Below are 19826 nucleotides of genomic sequence, written 5' to 3'. Positions count from 1 at the left end.
CTCAGGTCATGATGTTCCAACTCCCAAGTGAAGCGGGAGCTTCGAGAGGTTGGGTTGCCTTATAACAAATGCGCAGGACGCAGTCAGCAAACAGCCTCCATCCCAAGCGACAAGCAGAACACGTTCACCTGGACGGATGCTTCCATTCTGGAGCTGCTCTCCAAGCTGTATCCATACATCACCACTTTGATAATCTCTATGGGGTATTCCGAAAGTTTTTACTGGATGAATATGCTGTTCTCCGTCTGCACAAATGCGTGATACCAGACTGGACTGGACAATCACGTGATCTGTCTGACAGGACTTCATCAGCTCTTCAAGAATAGAGCTGACCTTTTCGGAGATACTCCTTCCTTCAGCTGAATTCATGAATACCTTCCCCATGTAGTCCACTTCCAGGGCTCCCGTCTCCTTGCTTAAGTCCAAAGCTACAGCCATATCCGATCGTTCTCCCGGTATACCAGTTTGCGAGCATCCTTGCCTCGGTAAAACTCCACTCTCCAGTACACGCTGCTCTGTTAGAACCAGTGCTCCCCTTTGATTTCCCATCAATGTCCACTGAGCAGCCTGAATTCCTTCCAAACCCGCGAGTGCTCCCAGATGGGAAAAAGCAAGCGGATAATCCACCTTCCATGAAGTCGATTCCAGGATTCGAGCCAGTGGCGGGTTCATTGCATATCGATCAGGATAAGTCTGCGCCAATATCAACACATCCCACAGTTCTGCATTTTCAGATAAGGATTCCATAGCAATTAGCGCAAGATCGCCTGCAGTTACGCGCCTTCCAGCGGATAACAGGGATCGGGTACGTAAAGTGGATTTCCCATAATAGTGTTCCTCCATATATATATGTGGAGATAGGTAATAGTAATCTTCCACATCCGGTTTATCCAAGGTATACAAGTGATCTTCAGCAGTAACCCAACAGATATGATTTACAAATACAGACGTCCGGCGGTTGAGGCTATGAACATCAGGCATGCTTCATTTTTCCGTTAGCGTAGGCCTGGAAGACGTTGATCTTCTGGATGGAGGTGGTGCCCTCCATGAACTCAAAGGCCCTTGCATCGCGATACCACTTATTCAATAACGGATGCTCATGCATGGAACCAGGGCCCATCAGATCCAGTGCAAGCTCTGTTGCCTCCTCGGCAAGGGCTCCGGCCCGGATTTTGCTAAGGGAAGCCAGATACCCTTTCTGCACATCCGCATCAATCTCTGCTGCTGCACTGCGAATCATGCTGCGAAGTGCATGCAATCGCATTTCAATCTGCTCCAGCTCCAGCTTCTCCCTTTCCTTGAAGAAGGATCTCTGCTCTCTGACGTAATCAAACGCTGCTTGAGCCACACCTAACGCGAGTGCTGCTACGCCCGGCCGCATTCGGTGAAAGGTTTGAAGAGCCCCCCACAATCCACGTTTGGTCGGACTTAGATGACGTCCGATTATATCATGCTCCTCCAGCTGACAAGCATCAAATGTCAGGTGACTTAACTGCACTCCTCTTACACCCATCGTATCGAGCGGCTTCGCAGTAAAGCCACTGATTGACTTGTCTACCAGCGCAATCTGAATACCTAGCGGCGTACGGTTCGTCTGGGCAAATACCAGTCCAATGCTGGCACGGTGCCCATTTCCGATATAAAACTTTTGCCCGTTCAGCTCCAGCCTGCCTTCTCCATTACGTGAAATGCGTGTGCCAATTTCAGTGGCATCTGAACCTTTTTCAGGTTCTGTCAGAGCAAAGAAAGACCATGCTGTTCCCTTAAGGAAATGAGAATAATACCGTTCCTTCTGCTGTGGATCCGCCAGAGCCGAAATAATCACGCTGGACATGGACGGACCTGGACTTCCCAGAAAAACACCTGCGTCACCTGCCGAAAGCTGCTCAATGGCGATCACCCTCTCCAGGCAGGAAAGTCCATAATATCGCTCTTGGCCTACAGTCACGATGGGCTCACCTCCATATTCCGGGGGGATCATCATGCGATTAATGGTTCGTATGGATTCCAGATTCGTGAATTCAGTGATCCGCTCAGGCTCACGATCTATTACAAGGCCGATTTCGCGCAATTCGGCTGCATACTTCCTCATTTCGTGTTCAAACACAGCAATTGTGGATGGTTTTATCATTAGCAGTCCTCCTTGGCATCCAGCATTATATTTTTGACCAGTTGACCGGTGTACACATAGGCTGATATCCCCTGCCTCAGGTAACCAAATCCACCACCAAGACGCTGGACAAGACGGAAAGCCTCATCAAGCTCTCGATGTACCCAGGTAATTGTCCGATCAGGTGAAATATGAGCTTGATCCATGGCGAATGTTCCTGCAGGCACAGTCTCAGCCATGTATAGTACCGTCAAAATGTCGGCTATCATGCCCTTCACTAACTGATGCTGAAGGGTGGACTGACCCCCTGATGTGCGACTGGACAAATGTAATCGTACTTGCTCCAATCCTGCCCTGCACAGTTCCACGCGGAACTGGAGCATCTGCTTCGTCAGATCAGTCGTATCGAATACCTGCTCCTTAAGCAGGGTCTCATCCTGTTCTGTTCCAATGGGCACCTGAATGTGATACAGCTGAAGAGATGGTTCCAACATTGGATCGTCCACCCTATTAACCTGGATCTGATTCCATTCATACATGCGGTCAGTTCCTTCATGCCAGACGAAAGGCAGCTCTTCAACCAGCTCGCGGGTAACCAATACATACGTCCCTCGGGAAAGGAATACCGGATGCCCCTGGTATCGTATTGTTGCACTTTCCAACAGTTTTGCAATAGGAGGAACTGCACATCCCGCTGAATTGACTCCATCGGGCGCAGTACCTGCCATATGTGAATCCACGACTGACATTTACACTCCTCCTCCATGCTTGTTATCTGCCCTTCCATGCTCAATCAGTGCAAATCCAAAAAAGCTGCCCAGCCCAATGCTGACCAGTACGGACCGTCCCTCATGGCATACCCAATTACTCTCCAGCCCTGAACTCAGATTAATGAACGCATCAGTTGAGAACGTATGCCCGATCCGGGGAATATTGTCCAGATAGATCCGTTCTTGCCCAATACCCGTACGTTTGGAGAACTCCTTCCAGGTCGTGAAATTCACATTATGAGGGAAGATATGATCCACGTCCCGAAGTGTCAATCCCTCCGCTGACAGCAGCTCTTCCATGCCTTGAATGATATGATCCACATACAACTTGTTAAACGACGCCATCTCTTCTGCCTCGGCATAATATCCGTTATGGAACCGCGTATCTCTTAGCATGTGAGTAGCCTGTACAACATGCTTCCCCTCATCTCTACTTAGAAGGACCGCTACAGCAGAGTCACCCAATATCGTCGATTTGCGGATATATCTCCATTCAGATGGCAAAAAATTGAACTGATCGGCACAAACCAACAGTACATGGCCAATCTCCGGCTGCGTAAGGGATATTCGTTCAAGCCATTGAAGAGCGGCTATCGATGAAGCACAGTTCATATGTGAGATGCTATAGAACGGCACATGTTCCAGATCGAACTGACGAAGAGCCCGCTGTAAAGGCAAATAATCTCCAGGTGCCTGCACATGTGCAGAGTGGGCATAGAGGACAAGGTCTATCGCAGGCAGGGGGTGCCTATCCTCAAGGTGACGGATGGCCTGAATCATCGATTCATCCAGAAATCGATTCGGATCAGTAATAGGGACACCCTTCAGTCGATGATACTTACGCAGTAACTGAAGTTCCCCCTTACCCAGCCCCATCTTTTCCAGTATGACTTCAGGTTCCTCGATCTGATCGGGCAAATATACGCCTATATCCACAATGCCGAATCCCATATTCATTGCCTCCTCCGGATTACAACTCCATCTCTTCTGCCTCGCCTGTACGAATGAGGAGTGCATAGACAAATGAATCCGCCTGCTCCAGATGCATCAGACATACATATTGATCCCTGTCTCTCTCCTGGAGAAGTTCTTCGAGAGCAAAGAACGGGGCAGCACTCCAGCGCGAAGGGTCATAACTTCCTCTCCGGCCTGTTTCATGGAACCATGAGGCTCCCTTCACTTGCTGCTCCAGTAATGGATGGACCAATAAAGCGATCTGTTTCGGGTCAACGGAAACCCGGCTGCATAATCCATCCAGCACCCGTGCTGCCGTCTTCTCAATTGATTCCTCTGCATACCTCATCTCTACGCCCAGAAGTGAAAGACCTGTTCCTGACAACTGATCCAGAACCATGACCGCGGCTGTATCTGGACCTGGAGCTTTACTGATTTCATCCGTTTCATAAGGAAGTGCCGTTTGGTCCAAGACCAGCAGTATGCCTTTTTTATAGCCGCCATTGTTCAAATAATGCTGAAGCATATGCAGTGCGGCAAAAGGAGCACCAAAACCCAGATCATTCACAGCAAAGCTGAGGAAACGGGCTTGGTAACGGTCCATTAAATAATTTACAATTGAAATATCGGGACGTATGTTTGGGAAATTGTAGGCCAGTAGGAGAATATCGACCTCCTTCATGATCTGATCAATCCCGGTTTCTTCGAGAAGTTCTGTGCTCATGTCATGGTAAGCATTGTTATTGCGCTCCTTCAGTAGTTCGAAGCGAGCCTCTACAGGTGAATTCGCTAGCATATCCTGGTGGAATCGCAATAACTCCGGGTGTTCAAACGGAGGCTGCTTGTCTGCAAAAAGCCTGACTTTCATGTCCCGGATGGCAACAGGCGCCGCCATCAGACAGCTACAAGCTGCTTCTCAATGTATGCAGCCAGTGAACCCACTGTATCAAAAACATCGGGTTCCAATTCATCCGGGTCGATTTCCAAACCATCAATCCGATCTTCCAATGTCATCAACAGCTCCAGAACGGAAGTAGAATCCAGATGAAGCTCGTCAAATAAAGACGTATCTAGGTTAATAGCCTGGTCCGCTTCCATATTCAACACTTCGGCAAGGGCTCCCTTAATCTCTTCAAGCAATAATGCAGTGGTCATGATTATCATCTCTCCTCATAGGTTAGTTACTGCTGACGGTGAAACATGGATTAAACGTTGTTTGCCCAGCATATCCTGAGGTGTATCTCTCTCCCGAATCAGATGCACCTCTCCCCCGCTGACCATCACTTCTGCAGGACTGCCATGGCTCAGGAAATGGGTCGGAGAAGCTGTAGGACCGTAAGCACCAGAATGAAAAACTCCAATCAGATCTCCTTGAGCAACATAAGGCAGATTCACTCGTTTACCAATCACATCGTTTGGGGTACAGAGTGGTCCCGTGATGTTGTACTCCGCTACCGGAGATTCACCATAACGTGTCAGAGAAGCGATCGGAAAGTTCCGCTTCACAAACGATCCGATACCGACTGCTGCCATATGGCAGTTCGTCCCTCCATCCGTAACGATAAAGGTTTCTCCGTACGATTGTTTGACATACAGTGCACGGCTCACAAGCATACCGCTTTTGCCCACCAGATAACGACCCAGCTCCATAAACAAGCGGGTGTCAGGATGATTCGCTTTATATTCATCAAACAACGGATTCAGTTGCTCCGTTAATGAACCCACGGACAGCGGCTCTTCCCCTTCATGATACGGAACTCCCAAACCCCCACCCACATCGACCATGCGCAGTTTGATGCCCAAATGCTGCTCAATCCGTTCGGCCAGTTCCAAAATGTGGCGTGTATTTTGCACAATGGGCTCCACTTCAAGCATGCGAGTTCCCATATAGACATGCAGTCCCATAATATCCACATGTGAGCAACGTTCAAACTTTTCCTTCCCTTGAATCACATGGTTCTCGTCGATACCAAACTGGCGCGGTTTCCCGCCCATGGTCAGACGGGATCCTTTTACGGCAAACGAAGGATTGATTCTCAGTGCTACCGGCACAATTCGCCCTTCATCCGCTGCAATTGCTTCGATGCGCTCAAGCTCCTGAAATGATTCGCATACGATGGCGTAAATGCCCTGCCTTACACATGCGATAATCTCAGCAGCACTCTTACCTGGTCCTAGAAAAATAATATGCTCAGGCTTCACACCCGCTTCAAGCGCCGTATGTAACTCGGTCATGGAACAAACCTCAGCCCGGGCTCCAAGCTCGTGCAACCAATGAACAATGGAGATATTGGGATTGGCTTTAAGCGAATAAAACAGCTCTACTTTTGGCGTAAGCAATCCTCGAAGTTCCTGATAGACTTGCTCCAATACATCGCTATCATATACATACAATGGTGTGCCAAAGCGCTCAGCAATTTCGGAGATGGCAACTTGCTGAATATGGTATTCCCCTGACATTTATTTCACCTCGTTTATGGTTGTTAGTGCTGCTTCCACTGCAATATCAGTTGCTCGCAACTGTTCCTCCGAATGCGCAATAATTACGCCATACAGACGGCCTGAGAATAGGCTGCCTGTGCTTTTGAATGCAGCATTAACGGTAGCAAAGTTGTTAATCAGCAAACCTTCGCCTTTTAATGGATCAAACAAAAGCTGTCCAAGCACGGACCGTAAGTCCTCGTACTCCAGCGGCTCTTTCAGCCGGAGTGCATATTTCTTAGCCAGTCCGAACATGCCGTCCGAAATCCAGCGGTTCTGGATATTGATCTGATAGGTAGACATATTAAACCTTGCATTGATTTCCAGGTTCGGCCACACACTTCCGTCTTCATCGAGAATGGCATCAATACCGGCTATGCCATAATATCCGTCTCTATGAAGTGCTGCTCCAATACGGAATGCAGCATCCTGAATAACTGCAATCTGGTTATTATCCAGGCGCGGCGGCATTAAATGCCCTTGATGCACTCCCTGTTCAACCAAGGATTCCTTAACACCGAGAAACTCAATCTCGCCAGTTCGGTCAATTAAAATCTGGTAGTTCAAGTCACAGGTCTTGTTGATCCATTGTTCCAACACATAATTGACTGTTCTTGTCCCATTTTTGCTAGCCTGCTTTTCGAGCAAACTCATGCATTTGCGGAAGCGGGACTCCTCAGCAATAACGGTAATGCCTTTCCCGGATACACCCATCGAATCTTTCAATACTAGTCTGCCGCCTTGTTCCAATACAGACTTCAAATGTTCAAATCCCGAGGACAGCTCTTCCAGTGAAGAACATTCACAGCCGGGAATCTGGCGTATGCCTAGTTCGGCATTAAGACGCCGGGCATAACCCTTGTCATTGACCTTACGAAATACATTCGCTGGAGGCACTGCAAGGGGAATGCCTGTCTGACGGGATAATTCCTCTTCCTGATCTGAGACCCCGAACGGAACCAGATACTTCTGAATGCTACGATCATGAGCCAGTTCACGCAGCTTCTCCAACGTACGCGGGCAATGCAGGATGCTGGCAGTAATGTTCATCCCCGGTTCATTAGACTCTGTTGCAATAAATCGGGAACGCCCGAATCCAACCACTCGGGCATCTGCCACAAAACCGGGATCTGGCAAACTCTTCAGCAGAACAACATCCTGTTCTCCTGCGAGAAAGACACCGAGCTCCTCCATCCGGTTCACTACGTCTGAAGCAGATCCAATACTTAGAGAAGGTAGCTTCAGTACCCCTTGCTCATTCCAGTATTCCTCGACTTCGAAATTGTTCAGATAAACCAATACCGCATCCTCTCTACCTGTGAGTGCACGCTTCAGCTTGATCGAAAAGTCAGATAACAGCGTGGTCAACTACGCCACCTCCCATTCCTGCATACTGCATTACTGCCACGCTAAATGTAGCTCCAAGACCAACGGTGACGAGCAAATAGTAGTCGTCCCTCTGTAGAAGTTGCAAATCTGAAATTTCTTTCAGATTGATATATGGATCGGAACAGAAACAGTGTCCGATCTCTGGCACATTGAAGGTGTATACACGTTCCAACGGAAAAGACAACGCTGCAGCAACCTTTTTCCATGAAGAGAGATTCACATTATGCGGAACAATATAACGTATATCCTGCATCGTGAGCCCGGTTTGGTTGACTGCCTGGACAATGACTTCACATAACTGTGGTGTATAAATCTCCTGGAATTCTTTTAACGTCTCCGGATCCCCTGTCAGCACATTGCAAAATTGCCCCAAGGTCACATTCCTTAGTCCGATCATCCGGCTTCCGCTGTTGGAATTTCCAATCAGAACAGCCGCCGCAGCCTCTCCCATAACCGTTGTATTGGGAATAAGCTGCACAATGGGACTGAATGTTTTCTCACCCGTCAAGATTAAAATATGATCATCCTCTTCCAGTGAAGGCAACAACGTGGCGGCGGCATCCAATGCGATTAGACCCGAAGCACAATTTTGCTGCGTCAGCGAAAAAGCAATCGCATGCTGCAACCCGTACGCTTGTTTCAAGCCTTGAAGCACCTTCATAGGAAAGGGGAAATTTTCCTGAATTGTATGACAATAAATGATATACTTAATGGAAGACGGAACGACCGCCGGACTGTTGACCACCTGGGCGAGCACACGCCCGAGAAGTGCAGTCAGATCACCGCCCTTATCTTGCCGGACCTGTTTCAGACCATGAATTTTCTCCATGACTTTGGTCTGAGCATTTTTGAGTCCAAGATGTTCATTTAACTCCCGGACAGGAACAGCGAACTCCGGAATGTAAGACCAGATTTGGTTGATATGCATCGGTTTCGGACACCTCGTTATACCCTTCATTCAGAGCGCTCTGGATACAGGGAGAGAGCTTCGTCAGAAGCTCTCATCTATTGAATCTAACCATCATGTAACAATAAGTATAGGAGATTATGCACGGGCTGCTGCTGCACGAGCTGCTGCTGCACGGGCCGCTGCTGCACGGGCTGCCGCCGCACGAGCTGCCGCTGCACGAGCTGCTGCTGCACGGGCACTGACTTCACGTGTTTCATCCAGCACGTTCACATCCGATTGTGTCGCTTCCAGTTCTTTGTTTTTCAATTGTTCCAATGTAATTGGAGTCGCTTTAATGACCATTGGTATTCCTCCTTTCATCTAAGATACTATCATTCTATAATCTTCCAAATCGTATTTAAACTGTAAATGGAGGTAAATGGACCTCTTACACTCCTTACCCCCTGCTTCTGCCCACCACATGATCAACATACAAATCACAATGCTAGTAATATCTCAATCTTTATTTAAGGGACGGTGAAATGATCATGCTCGGACCTAAAATCCGGGAAATCCGGGAGCAGCTTGGACTATCCCAAAAACAACTGGCAGGCGAGGATATGACACGCTCTTATATCAGTCTCATTGAAAAAGGCAGAGCCGTCCCCTCTCAGCGAATGTTGAAAATCATAGCCAAACGATTGAATACACCCATGGAGTATTTTTTGGGAGGAAGTACAGCGACAGATACCGATATTGGAGAAGCCGTACTGGATAAGGCAAAGTTGTATTATAAGGAGCGCAACGATCGTGCCTGCATCCGGATGGCCCATAATGTGCTCACACTGACCAAAGATGTACTCGACCAGACTGAAGCCTATCTTCTCATCATGCGAAGCTATAATCGACTAGGAGAATACCGTCAGGCTTTGGACAATGGTGAAGCCGCAGCATTTATCGTAACTCGCACCGGAGATAGAGAGCGAATTGTCCAGTACTATTTGGAAATGGGACGCGCAGCTTTTCATTCTGAGTTGTTCCATGCTGCCCGCAAATTTTATGAACATGCGTATACCTACAGCAGCCGACTAAAATACCTACATGATGAACATATACGCGCGCTGATCTATCTTGGAACTACCCATTTGCGTCTAGGAAATATTGATCAAGGATTGGAGTTCTATCTCAAGGCAGAGAAAGAAGCCCGCATGGCAGGCCAGCCGGAGCTCTATGGTGAGATTACGCTTGGTTTGGGAAAAGCCTATTACATGTCTGAACAAGACGGTCACATGCAGTTAAGTTATGATTGGACCAAAAAATCGGTAGATTCATATAAACTGGCAAGAAGTGAGTCCTATGTCCTGGCGCTCCATAACCTTGCGGTCATACAGCTTCATATGGGGCAAAAAAAAGAAGCCCTTCCCTTGCTGGGTGAATGCGCCGGAATTTACGACGAACGTAATCTGCCCCACAAGAAGGCTTCCATATTGGAGGAAATCAGTAAAATTTATTTGGAAGAGCGCGAACTACAGCAAGCAGAGACTGTCATCAAAGAAGCTCTACAGTTGCTGGAGCTGCGAGATGAAGGGGTCTTACGGGCAAAATTATATCGTCTCCTCGGCTTGGTATTCCATGAGAAGGACAACTCCGATGAAGGATATTATTTTCTTCGGATGAGCCACGATCTCCTAAAACGTATTCATGCCGAACGTGAGGCTGACATCAGCCACCAGTTACTTCAGTTAAGCAAGCAAAAACAAAAAATGGAATTTGATGACTACAAGTCATATATCAGATAAATACGATCCTGATCTTCACCTAACAACTCACAGTTGTAAGTCAGATCCACTTTCGGAAACGGGCTCTCGGAACTGGAGACCCGTTTTCCATTATTTCTAAACGGATTTAAAATCTGGGACAGGATCATTCAAATCGAGTGGAGTTACCTCTTCCTGAATATGTTTATATACATGGCTCAAGTCTCCCTGAGGCTGCACGACTCCTCCTGAAGCATGAAGCTGCCCTGTAAAGAATGAAATGACCACAACCGTTGCCACACAGAGCCCACTTGCAATTCCTTGTAGCTTGAATCCTCTACTCTTCACGTCCATCTCTCCTTGTGTATGATTTGGCAGCAGACCATATCGTATATACTCGGCGAACCTAAGACGTATTTTACGGATAATTGCAGTGACTTTAAATACGTTAATTCCCATTTACCTCCATTTGCATTGCGTTATCATGTATAAAAAGTCATATGTGGTTTATCTTCACGATAATAATCCAGTCTTTGTTTCATGGTGCCTGTGTGCAGTTCGAACAGATGACCATCGGGATCGGTAAAATAAACAGACCTTGCATCTCTGGGATCGCGTGCTCTGCCAGGAAGAATATCGGCCCCTGCTGCCTTTAGCTCTTGCACAGAGGTATCAAACTCCTCTTCCTTCACAGTGAAGGCAATATGTGTATAGGTTCGTTCCGTATAATTGCGAATAACATCCTCCTGATTCAAAGCGATCCAGAGACCAGCCAGTTCAAAATACGCCAGCTTGCGGCCCTTCACTTGAATCCGGGCACCGAGAGCCTGCTCATAGAAGGTAATGGATCGTTCCAGATTGGATACGGAAAAGCACAGATGATTAATTCCCTGTATATTCACTCGCTCCTGACACCTCCACAATTTTGATTACTCACATCCTTATTATGGTATATTTCTCCTTCAAAAAACAAATGACTTCTTCTCTCAACGCACCTTCTTCTGGGCGAACGCATAGCCTAGGCTTATCAATGAATGCTCGAGGAGGATGCAAGCGAATGAATCCTGTCTACCCTTTTTATGGTGAGAAGACGGTCTGCAAAGAGCAAAAACTGGCATTTCCACCCCAGCACCAGGATCGTCAGCCAGGTCTGGAAACCCTCATGGTACCTGAACCTATTAGCGAGGATCCGGCATACATCGGCAGCTGCAAACTGGATGGCAAAGTAGCCATCATTACGGGTGGGGACAGTGGAATCGGCAGAGCTGCTGCCATTGCTTATGCCAAGGAAGGTGCCGATATTGTCATTGCTTATCTGTATGAACGGACGGATGCCGAGTGGACTCGGGATCGTATTGTAGAGCTGGGCCAGCGCTGTCTGCTCATTGAGATCGACCTTCGGCTGAAGAAAAACTGTGATGCGGTCATTCGTTCTACAATGGAAACCTTCGGGAAAATAGACATTCTGGTCAACAATCACGCGGTGCAGTATGTGCAGCCGAGCATTGTCGACATTACAGAAGAACAGCTCTACCACACATTTCAAACCAATGTATTTTCCTATTTTTTTCTGATTCAGGCCGCTCTCCCGCACATGTGCAAAGGAGCTTCCATCATCAACACGGCTTCCATTACAGCCTATAAGGGCAATGTGCAGCTGATTGACTACTCCTCCACCAAAGGGGCTGTTGTCTCGCTGACACGCGTACTCGCCAAATCACTGGCTTCTCAGGGAATTCGGGTTAATTGTGTAGCTCCAGGTCCAATCTGGACCCCTCTCATTCCCTCCAGCTTCTCTGCTGAAGATGTGCAGGTATTTGGAACCGAGACGCCAATGGGTCGTGCAGGCCAGCCATATGAGCTGGCAGCGGCCTATGTCTATCTCGGATCGCGTGATTCGTCGTACGTAACCGGTGAATGCATTCATATCAACGGCGGCGATATGGTGACCACCTAAGGTCAGGCGTGGTGAAAACCAATAGGTATTTAAACGATTTATCGTCCATGTCAGGTTGAATTTGGCAATTCAGCAGGAGAATCATAATCTTGTTCCGAAGTGGGGTAGGAGTTAAGCATCCGGTATACCGGAACCTGACATCTTGGGACAAGGAGCTGAACCGTCTGATGAACTATGATCCTCTCTATCAACCGTACCCCTCTTACCGTGTGCCCGTCTATGCCAACAAAGGCATCGTCGCCACTTCGCAGCCTCTTGCAGCACAAGCAGGTCTGGATGTGTTAAAAAAAGGCGGCAACGCCATTGATGCCGCAATCGCAACGGCTGCTGCGCTCACCGTGCTGGAGCCAACGTCCAATGGCATCGGGGGCGATGCTTTTGCCCTCGTCTGGACCGAGGGCAAGCTGCACGGCCTGAATGCCAGCGGTCCTGCGCCTCAGGGCATATCCATTGAGGCGCTCAAGGCGGCAGGCCATTCGGAGATGCCGAAGCTTGGGGTCATCCCGGTGACGGTGCCTGGCGCACCGGCGGGCTGGGCTGAGCTGAGCCGCCGCTTCGGGCGGCTTACGCTGGCGGAAGCGCTGGAACCGGCTATCCGCTACGCGGAGGAAGGTTACCCGCTTGCGCCTGGGCTGGCCCGCCACTGGGCACGGGCAGCGGACATTTATGCACGCCAGGGCGATGCGGCTGCGGGGCGTGCCTGGTTTGAGACATTCGCTCCAGGCGGGCGTGTTCCGGCCGTGGGCGAGATGTGGCGTTCGCCGGATCATGCGGCTACACTTCGCCGAATCGGCGAGAGCAACGCACGTGACTTTTACGAAGGAGAACTGGCGGAGCGCATTCATTCGTTTATGGCAGAGCATGGCGGCTACCTGACCAAAGACGACCTGGCGGCCTTTCAGCCTGAATGGGTCGATCCCATCTCGGTTTCCTATCGTGGCTACGATGTCTGGGAGATCCCGCCAAACGGTCAGGGACTGATTGCCCTCTCAGCGCTCAATCTGCTCAAAGGGTTCGATTTTGAAGAAAAAGAATCCGTGCTCGGGTACCATAGACAGCTCGAAGCGATAAAACTCGCATTCGCCGATGGAGAGAAATATATTACCGAGGAGCGGAAGATGGGCGTGACGGTGAAGGAGCTCCTATCCGAAGCGTATGCGGAAGAGCGGCGCAAACTCATTGGAGACGTGGCACGCATGCCTGAAGCAGGCGATCCAAAAGGAAGCGGTACGGTATACCTCGCTGCGGCTGATGGGGAAGGCAACATGGTTTCCTTCATTCAGAGCAATTATATGGGCTTCGGCTCCGGGCTGGTCGTACCGGGAACAGGTATCTCCCTGCAGAATCGAGGTCATAACTTCACACTCGATCCGGATCAGGCCAACGCCTTGGAGCCAGGCAAACGCACGTATCATACGATCATTCCAGGGTTCCTTACGCGCGACGATGAAGCAGTTGGCCCATTCGGGGTCATGGGCGGGTTCATGCAGCCTCAGGGCCACGTGCAGGTTGTCATGAACACGGTCGACTTCCACCTGAATCCGCAGGCAGCCCTGGATTCTCCAAGGTGGCAGTGGACAAAAGGCAAAACGATACTGGTGGAGACCGGCTTTCCGCAGCATATTGCACAAGCACTTGCCCGCAAAGGGCATGATATTCAGGTTGCTCTCGACCCTTCCATGTTTGGACGCGGTCAGATTATATGGCGTGACCCAGGCAGCGGGGTACTATGCGCTGGCACCGAAAGCCGGACAGACGGATCGGTGGCGGCATGGTAATACAGCTCAGCTTAGAACTGAGTTTAAAGCGAGCAGTATTCAAACAGGAGCAACCATAAGCTGGCCATTTGCTTCGGCGGCAGGAGAAACCGTTGATATATAGAGGGTTTTCATCGATAGGATGATTATTCATGAATAGCTATCATCCTCACATCACTAGATATCCAGATAAAAAGGCAAAGAAGAGATCATTCGCTGATCTTTTCTTTGCCTTTTTGGGTTAGATGATCGGCATGGAGATACGGTATGTTAATCAACCCTGCCAGATTTTGTAACAGGAATGAATAAATCATGAAATCGTTTAAGATTTTCGTAAATTTTCATCATTAACCATAATCCCCATCCTCCTCCTGACCGATATACATATAGGGCAAAAGACTCACCTCTCACATCACACATCTATAGAAACGAGGGTATAACATGAAAACAAAAAGGGTCACCCAGGCTTTATGGAGCATGATTTTGGTTGTCATGGTTTTGATGCTGGGGGCATGTTCTTCCACAGAAAATGAAACGGCAGAGGACGAGCGGACCAAAGTAGGTATTGTCCTTACTGAAGTCGGCCTTGGCGATCGTTCATTCAATGATGCTGCTTTTGAAGGACTGGTTCAGGCCAGAAATGAAAACACGATTCGGTTTGATTATAAGGAGCCCGGAAAAGATCTAACGGCAGAAACAGCATTTGAGCAATTCGCTCAGGATGGTGTGGACTTGATTATCGGACTTAGCGACACCCTTCTGCCCGATCTGGAAAAGGTCGCTCAAAAATATCCGGAGCAGCCGTTTCTTATTGTCGACGGACACTCCGAATTGCCAAACGTGACTTCCATGTCATTCCGCAGTGAAGAAGGCAGTTATCTTGCTGGCATGATCGCTGGCTTCGCGACAACCGAGAATCACGTAGGCTTTTTGGGTGGAATGGAGATTCCCCTTCTCCGCGATTTTCAACAGGGTTTCGAACAAGGGGTACAGGCCGTTAATCCGGATGCTACAGTTCAGGTCGTTTATGCAGGAGACTTCGGTAATTCGAAGCTTGGCGAGGAGCTGGCAGCGAAAATGATCCAGGAGCAAGACGTCGATGTTATTTATGTCGCAGCGGGCCTCACCGGAGTAGGCTCACTAACCGAGATTCAGAAGTTGGGGAAATACGCCATCGGTGTGGATACGGATCAATTCTTTTTGGCGGAAAAGGCTGTTCTCACCTCTATGCTGAAAAATGTCAATGTCTCCATCTACAACGCTGTTAACACGTTTACGAAAAACAATCACTCCTTCCCCGAGCAGAACATGGTTGAGGGGCTGGCAGAAGATGCCGTAGGCCTGACCGCATTACATAACATCACACTCAGTGCGGAACAGCAGCAAACCTTCGAAGATCGGAAAGCTGAAATCATATCCGGCAAAACCAAAATTACGCTTGAACCCTAAATCGACGGATTAGAGGAGATACGCTTATGAAATTGCAAGGCAAATTGATTATTAATGCGTTAATTTCATTACTTTTATGTCTTGTTTTGGTAGCCTATATCATTTTTCAGTTACTGGGCATCAACGCCAAAAATCAAAATTTAGTACCCGCCATGCTCAAGGTCAGTGAGCTTAAAGCCAATCAGATTCAGACACAGCAGGCGCTGGACGTGTTCTCTTTCTCGATGACAGCTGGCAATCAGAATGCCGTACGCAGCTTGTTGGACGAAGGTAAAACGATGATTCAAGAACTTACCGAAGGATTACTGGAAACCGATGAACAGCTTCGATTGATGGGGTCCATTCAGACGAAACTGACTGCACTGGATCAGGGGGCAACTGAAGCCATGCAAGCCTTGGACAGCTCGGAAGCCAAACGCTACAGTACACGAGTGCAGGGCATTCAAAATGATATCTACATGCTCGATGAAATAACCAAGGAACGGTATGATCAATACACGATTAATCTGGAGCAGGACATTCAGCAGACCTGGCAGATTGCATTGGGCGGCGCTGTTCTCCTGCTCGTCGCTGCCATGCTGTTCAACATGTATACTTCCCGGAAGCTAGCCAAACGTATTGGAGTGCTGAAGATCGCTGCAGGACAGATTGCAGCTGGCGATCTGACTCAGCAGCTGCCTGAAACCCGGGGCAAGGATGAACTGGATGAGCTGAATCGCTCCTTCCGTCTTATGACAGAAAACATTCGCAATATTATCCAATCGATTGATACCGCCGGGAAACGGGTGGATGGCATGGCTCAGGACATTGACCGCGGCAACGACACCATGCAGGCCATTGTGCAGCAGGTCTCCCGTACGACGGAAGAGCTGTCCACCGGCAGCCAGAAGATTGCGGAGGATCTGAGTGAAACGGTGATGGTCGTGGACAAGATGCAGCACACGTTCGGCAGCAACCTTCATGCCACTTCCCAATCGGCGATCCATGGCAACGAGGTGATGAGCACGGTTGAGGAAGGACACACGGCCATTGAGGAGCAGCTTCGCCTCGCTGAAATGAACCGGGTAGCCATGGCTGAGGTTGAACAGACTGTGCAGGAGCTGGAAGAAAGCGCAGCGCGCATTACCACGATGACAGGCTATGTGTCCGAGATCGCCAAGCAGACCACACTGCTCTCCCTGAACGCTTCAATCGAAGCGGCTCGTGCCGGCGAAGCCGGTCGCGGTTTTGCCGTGGTTGCAGGGGAAGTCAACAAGCTCGCAGAGCAGTCTGCACAATCCGTGCAGCATATCTATGCGGCTGTGGGTGAAATCACAAGCGCCATGGACAAGGTGAAAGGTTCTGTGATGCAGAGTATACAGCTCTTCGCTGAACAGGAAAAGGCGACCGGACAAACCCGGGATTCCTTCTCCGCTATTCGTGACAGCGTAGAACAGATCAGTACGGGCATTAACCAGCTGGCCGAAGATATGCAGCTATCCAGTCAGCTAAGTACACAGGTGCAGCAGGCCATTGAAAACATCAGTGCGATTACGCAGCAATCAGCAGCCAGCAGTGAAGAGATTACGGCTTCGACGACGGAACAGCAGCGCTCGTTTGAAGAGGCCAGCATCAAGGTCAAATCGCTGCGTGACATCAGTGAGGAAATGCATCAGGAGCTGCAGCGTTTCCGCTTGTAAAGGTATGCCTCAGCCTCAATAGTCTAAACAAGAAACCTCCACTTCTCTTGGTATGAGAGAAGTGGAGGTTTTTTAATGAGCGTGCGAATACACAGATTATTATTCAGATCACCCGTAGAGATTAAGGCTCTCTCAAGAAGATCGCGTCACAGGGCGTCAATGATGTCTCCTGCCAGCAGAGACGCCGGATCGCCGCGCCGCTGCGCAGCCTGCTCGGCGGCCTGGCCGTGCAGGTATACACCAAAAGCGGCGGCCTGCTCCGCGCTGAGTCCTTGAGCGAGCAGACCGGCGATGATGCCGGTCAATACGTCCCCGGCGCCGCCCGTTGCCATACCGGCGTGCCCGGTGGTGTTAATGTACGCCTCGCCGGAAGGCGTTGCGATGACCGTTCGTGCTCCTTTGAGCACCAGGGTCACGCCCTGCTCGCGGGCGTACCGTGCAGCGTGACCAATTCGGTCACGCTGCACTTCGGGGGTCGGCATGCCCAGCAGGCGGCCCATCTCTCCGGGGTGCGGCGTCAGAATGGTCGCCGCACTGCGCCGGCCCCAGTCGCGAGGCCCGGCTCTGCCCGCGTCTGCAAGCATGTTGAGAGCGTCCGCGTCGATGACGAGCGGGCGATCCGTCTGCTGCCACAGCCGGCGCAGCCAGCCGGTGTCGCCCTCGAAGCGGCCGAGGCCTGGCCCGGTTGCAATCACGTCGCGGCTCTCCGCAAGACGAAGCACGGCTTCGGCGGAAGCCGCGTTCCACTCGCCGCTGTCGCCATCTGCCGCGGCTGCGAGCATGAGCTCAGGCACACTGCCGATGACATGCGGCAGCAGTGCCGCCGGCAGCGCCCATGTGGCGAGTCCGCAGCCAGCGCGCAGCGCAGCCTTGGCCGAGAGCAGACCTGCGCCGCTCATCGGCAGACTGCCTGCGGCCAGCAGTACGTGGCCGTAGGTTCCCTTGTGCCCGTCAGGTGCCCGCAGACGATCCGTATCCACCTTCAGGGCACCACGCATCACTTCCTCCGTCAACAGACGAACGGAAGGACCGTGCTCCGGCGCAAGCCGTGCCGGAATGCCGATGGCGCGCACCACGATGCGCCCTGCGGCCGTCGCGCCCGGATACTGTACAAGTCCGCGCTTCAGCAGCGCGAGGCATACAGTCACCCGCGCTTGAATGCAAGGCTCGTATACCTCCCCGGTGTCGGCATTCAGCCCGCTTGGCACATCGGCGGACACGACCGGCTTGCCGCTGTCGTTCGCCGCCTCAATCAGCGCCGCGTAAGCTCCCCGCGGCGCCCCTTGCGAGCCGGTGCCCAGCAGTGCATCCACGATGCCTGTGCACCGGCTGAAGTCCACGGCTTCACGGCCGTGGACAAGGGCAGGGATGCCGAGCTGCGCAGCGGCATCCCGCTGCACGGCGGCTTCGCCCCGCAGTGACTCGGGCGCATCGGCGTAGATCAAGGTCACGCCGAGCCCCGCTTCAAGCAGATGGCGGGCCGCAACCAGCCCGTCCCCGCCATTATTGCCCTTACCGATCAGCATGTACCAATGCTGATCAGCGGGGTGCGCCATCACCAGCGCCGGATCGGCGATGATGTCGCCGCCGGAACCTTGGCGATCACCTGGCCCGGTGTGTGCCCGCTGTGCCTCTCCCTGCTCCCGGCGCCTTTTGTGTTCAACAACCTTACCACCCGCAGCCTCCTCACGGCACAAGGCGATAACTTCCTCCGCTATGGCTCTGCCCGCGTTCTCCATCAGACTCGCAGCAGGAATGCCCAACTTATGGATGGTGTGCTCATCTACAGCTCGCATCTGTTCAGCGGTGACGATAAACAAGGTTCATCCCTCCCCGGTGAGTAACTTCTCATACTGCGTTTGGCATCATTCAATTCTACTAGCTCCCGGCACACTTTCCCTTAATAAGCTACCGTAAAACGGGAACCAATAAACTGCGGATCATCAAGCTCATCCACCAATGCCGCAGCAAAGTCGCCAACCGAGATCGTGCTCTCTCCCAGATCATCGGTGACCAAACGATTCATCCCGATCCGGAAATGGCCTGTCCGCGGTCCGGATGTAATTGTTGCCGCTGGGCTCATATACGTCCAGTGGATATCCGATTCCTCGATTAAGCCATAAGCATCCACATGTGCCTTCGCCAGGGTTCTAACTTCCTCCGGAAATCCAGGCGTATCCATCAGCATCTCACCTGAATCGGTCAGCAAGCTGCCAGCTCCGCCAACGACAACCAGACGGCTGGCTTTGCCGCGACGAACACCCTCAATCAGTGAACGTGTAACTTCCAGCAGCTCCTCTTCTTCTCCGAATTTCGGACCATAGGCACTAACGACAGCTTCCTGGCCTGCTGTAAAATCGGCTACCTGATCCGGGTTCAACAAATCGCCCTTTTCCACACGCAGACGTTCATGAACCATTTCCACTTTGGACGGATCACGCACAATCGCAGTCACTTCATGCCCGCGGTCCATAAGCTCCCACAGTATCGTCTTTCCAATCGTTCCGGTCGCACCAAAAATCGCAACTTTCATATCTTATCCCTCTTTTCAGTAGATATCATCTCGTCAACATACCGTTATATTGTAATACTTAATCCTATTGTTATATACCTTAAACGGCTCACGCCATCTTA

19 protein-coding genes are annotated in these 19826 nt (G+C 50.6%); 5 read left to right on the top strand and 14 right to left on the bottom strand.

Annotated elements, in window-relative coordinates; translation table 11 throughout:
- Positions 1–6: 6 nt before the first annotated feature.
- The 10 genes from AC3WQ3_RS11555 to AC3WQ3_RS11510 all read right to left on the bottom strand — a co-directional run bounded on the left by AC3WQ3_RS11555 (position 7) and on the right by AC3WQ3_RS11510 (position 8956).
- On the bottom strand, positions 7–981 hold the full coding sequence (locus tag AC3WQ3_RS11555) for a hypothetical protein (protein WP_492472338.1): 975 nt from the start codon (positions 979–981) through the stop codon (positions 7–9).
- The gene (locus tag AC3WQ3_RS11550; protein WP_492472337.1) at positions 974–2131 is read right to left on the bottom strand and encodes an acyl-CoA dehydrogenase family protein; all 1158 of its coding nucleotides are present in this window, start codon (positions 2129–2131) and stop codon (positions 974–976) included. The genes AC3WQ3_RS11555 and AC3WQ3_RS11550 overlap by 8 nt, the downstream gene beginning before the upstream one ends.
- The gene (locus tag AC3WQ3_RS11545) at positions 2131–2859 is read right to left on the bottom strand and encodes a hypothetical protein (protein WP_492472336.1); all 729 of its coding nucleotides are present in this window, start codon (positions 2857–2859) and stop codon (positions 2131–2133) included. Before AC3WQ3_RS11545 ends, AC3WQ3_RS11550 begins: the two co-directional genes overlap by 1 nt.
- The gene (locus AC3WQ3_RS11540; RefSeq protein ID WP_492472335.1) at positions 2860–3831 is read right to left on the bottom strand and encodes a 3-oxoacyl-[acyl-carrier-protein] synthase III C-terminal domain-containing protein; all 972 of its coding nucleotides are present in this window, start codon (positions 3829–3831) and stop codon (positions 2860–2862) included.
- Between the two features lie 19 nt (positions 3832–3850).
- Positions 3851–4729, bottom strand: a complete 879-nt coding sequence (locus tag AC3WQ3_RS11535; protein WP_492472334.1) for a hypothetical protein — start codon at positions 4727–4729, stop codon at positions 3851–3853.
- Positions 4729–4989 carry an acyl carrier protein gene (locus tag AC3WQ3_RS11530; RefSeq protein ID WP_336783730.1) on the bottom strand — a complete coding sequence of 87 codons (261 nt, stop codon included), beginning with the start codon at positions 4987–4989 and terminating at the stop codon, positions 4729–4731. The genes AC3WQ3_RS11535 and AC3WQ3_RS11530 overlap by 1 nt, the downstream gene beginning before the upstream one ends.
- 15 nt (positions 4990–5004) lie before the next feature.
- Positions 5005–6294, bottom strand: coding sequence for a diaminopimelate decarboxylase (gene lysA, locus AC3WQ3_RS11525; RefSeq protein WP_492472333.1), 1290 nt, complete (start codon positions 6292–6294; stop codon positions 5005–5007).
- The gene (locus tag AC3WQ3_RS11520) at positions 6295–7683 is read right to left on the bottom strand and encodes a preATP grasp domain-containing protein (protein WP_492472332.1); all 1389 of its coding nucleotides are present in this window, start codon (positions 7681–7683) and stop codon (positions 6295–6297) included. It lies immediately after the preceding gene.
- Positions 7664–8632, bottom strand: a complete 969-nt coding sequence (locus tag AC3WQ3_RS11515) for a 3-oxoacyl-[acyl-carrier-protein] synthase III C-terminal domain-containing protein (protein ID WP_492472331.1) — start codon at positions 8630–8632, stop codon at positions 7664–7666. Before AC3WQ3_RS11515 ends, AC3WQ3_RS11520 begins: the two co-directional genes overlap by 20 nt.
- A 117-nt stretch (positions 8633–8749) precedes the next feature.
- On the bottom strand, positions 8750–8956 hold the full coding sequence (locus AC3WQ3_RS11510; protein WP_193724807.1) for a hypothetical protein: 207 nt from the start codon (positions 8954–8956) through the stop codon (positions 8750–8752).
- Between the two features lie 185 nt (positions 8957–9141).
- Here AC3WQ3_RS11510 and AC3WQ3_RS11505 point away from each other — a divergent pair, with 185 nt between their 5' ends.
- The gene (locus AC3WQ3_RS11505) at positions 9142–10392 is read left to right on the top strand and encodes a helix-turn-helix domain-containing protein (protein ID WP_492472330.1); all 1251 of its coding nucleotides are present in this window, start codon (positions 9142–9144) and stop codon (positions 10390–10392) included.
- Positions 10393–10488: 96 nt separating this feature from the next.
- On the opposite strand, the gene AC3WQ3_RS11500 is transcribed toward AC3WQ3_RS11505, so the two are convergent.
- Together AC3WQ3_RS11500 and fosB are read right to left on the bottom strand one after the other, a co-directional pair.
- On the bottom strand, positions 10489–10698 hold the full coding sequence (locus AC3WQ3_RS11500; RefSeq protein WP_336783736.1) for a hypothetical protein: 210 nt from the start codon (positions 10696–10698) through the stop codon (positions 10489–10491).
- A gap of 134 nt (positions 10699–10832) precedes the next feature.
- Complete coding sequence (fosB, locus tag AC3WQ3_RS11495) at positions 10833–11252, bottom strand: metallothiol transferase FosB (RefSeq protein ID WP_095291785.1); 420 nt, start codon at positions 11250–11252, stop codon at positions 10833–10835.
- Positions 11253–11407: 155 nt separating this feature from the next.
- Here fosB and AC3WQ3_RS11490 point away from each other — a divergent pair, with 155 nt between their 5' ends.
- From AC3WQ3_RS11490 to AC3WQ3_RS11475, 4 genes are all read left to right on the top strand, one after another.
- Positions 11408–12307 (top strand): SDR family oxidoreductase, encoded by a 900-nt coding sequence (locus AC3WQ3_RS11490; RefSeq protein WP_153976719.1) that lies wholly within the window; start codon positions 11408–11410, stop codon positions 12305–12307.
- 167 nt (positions 12308–12474) lie between these two features.
- On the top strand, positions 12475–14085 hold the full coding sequence (locus AC3WQ3_RS11485; protein ID WP_492472378.1) for a gamma-glutamyltransferase family protein: 1611 nt from the start codon (positions 12475–12477) through the stop codon (positions 14083–14085).
- A gap of 420 nt (positions 14086–14505) precedes the next feature.
- On the top strand, positions 14506–15513 hold the full coding sequence (locus AC3WQ3_RS11480) for a BMP family lipoprotein (RefSeq protein ID WP_492472329.1): 1008 nt from the start codon (positions 14506–14508) through the stop codon (positions 15511–15513).
- Positions 15514–15539: 26 nt separating this feature from the next.
- Positions 15540–17192 (top strand): methyl-accepting chemotaxis protein, encoded by a 1653-nt coding sequence (locus AC3WQ3_RS11475; RefSeq protein WP_492472328.1) that lies wholly within the window; start codon positions 15540–15542, stop codon positions 17190–17192.
- 146 nt (positions 17193–17338) lie between these two features.
- Here the strand turns inward: AC3WQ3_RS11475 and AC3WQ3_RS11470 are convergent, their stop codons facing one another.
- Both AC3WQ3_RS11470 and AC3WQ3_RS11465 read right to left on the bottom strand, forming a co-directional pair.
- Entirely contained in the window at positions 17339–19012 is a 1674-nt protein-coding gene (locus tag AC3WQ3_RS11470) for an NAD(P)H-hydrate dehydratase (RefSeq protein ID WP_492472327.1), read from the bottom strand.
- 80 nt (positions 19013–19092) lie between these two features.
- Complete coding sequence (locus tag AC3WQ3_RS11465) at positions 19093–19725, bottom strand: NAD(P)-dependent oxidoreductase (RefSeq protein WP_095361535.1); 633 nt, start codon at positions 19723–19725, stop codon at positions 19093–19095.
- Between the last annotated feature and the right edge of the window lie 101 nt (positions 19726–19826).

The sequence above is a fragment of the Paenibacillus sp. FW104-T2 genome (genome assembly GCF_058789975.1).
Note: the sequence above shows the minus strand (reverse complement) of the source record. Positions and strands in the feature narration are given on the sequence as shown.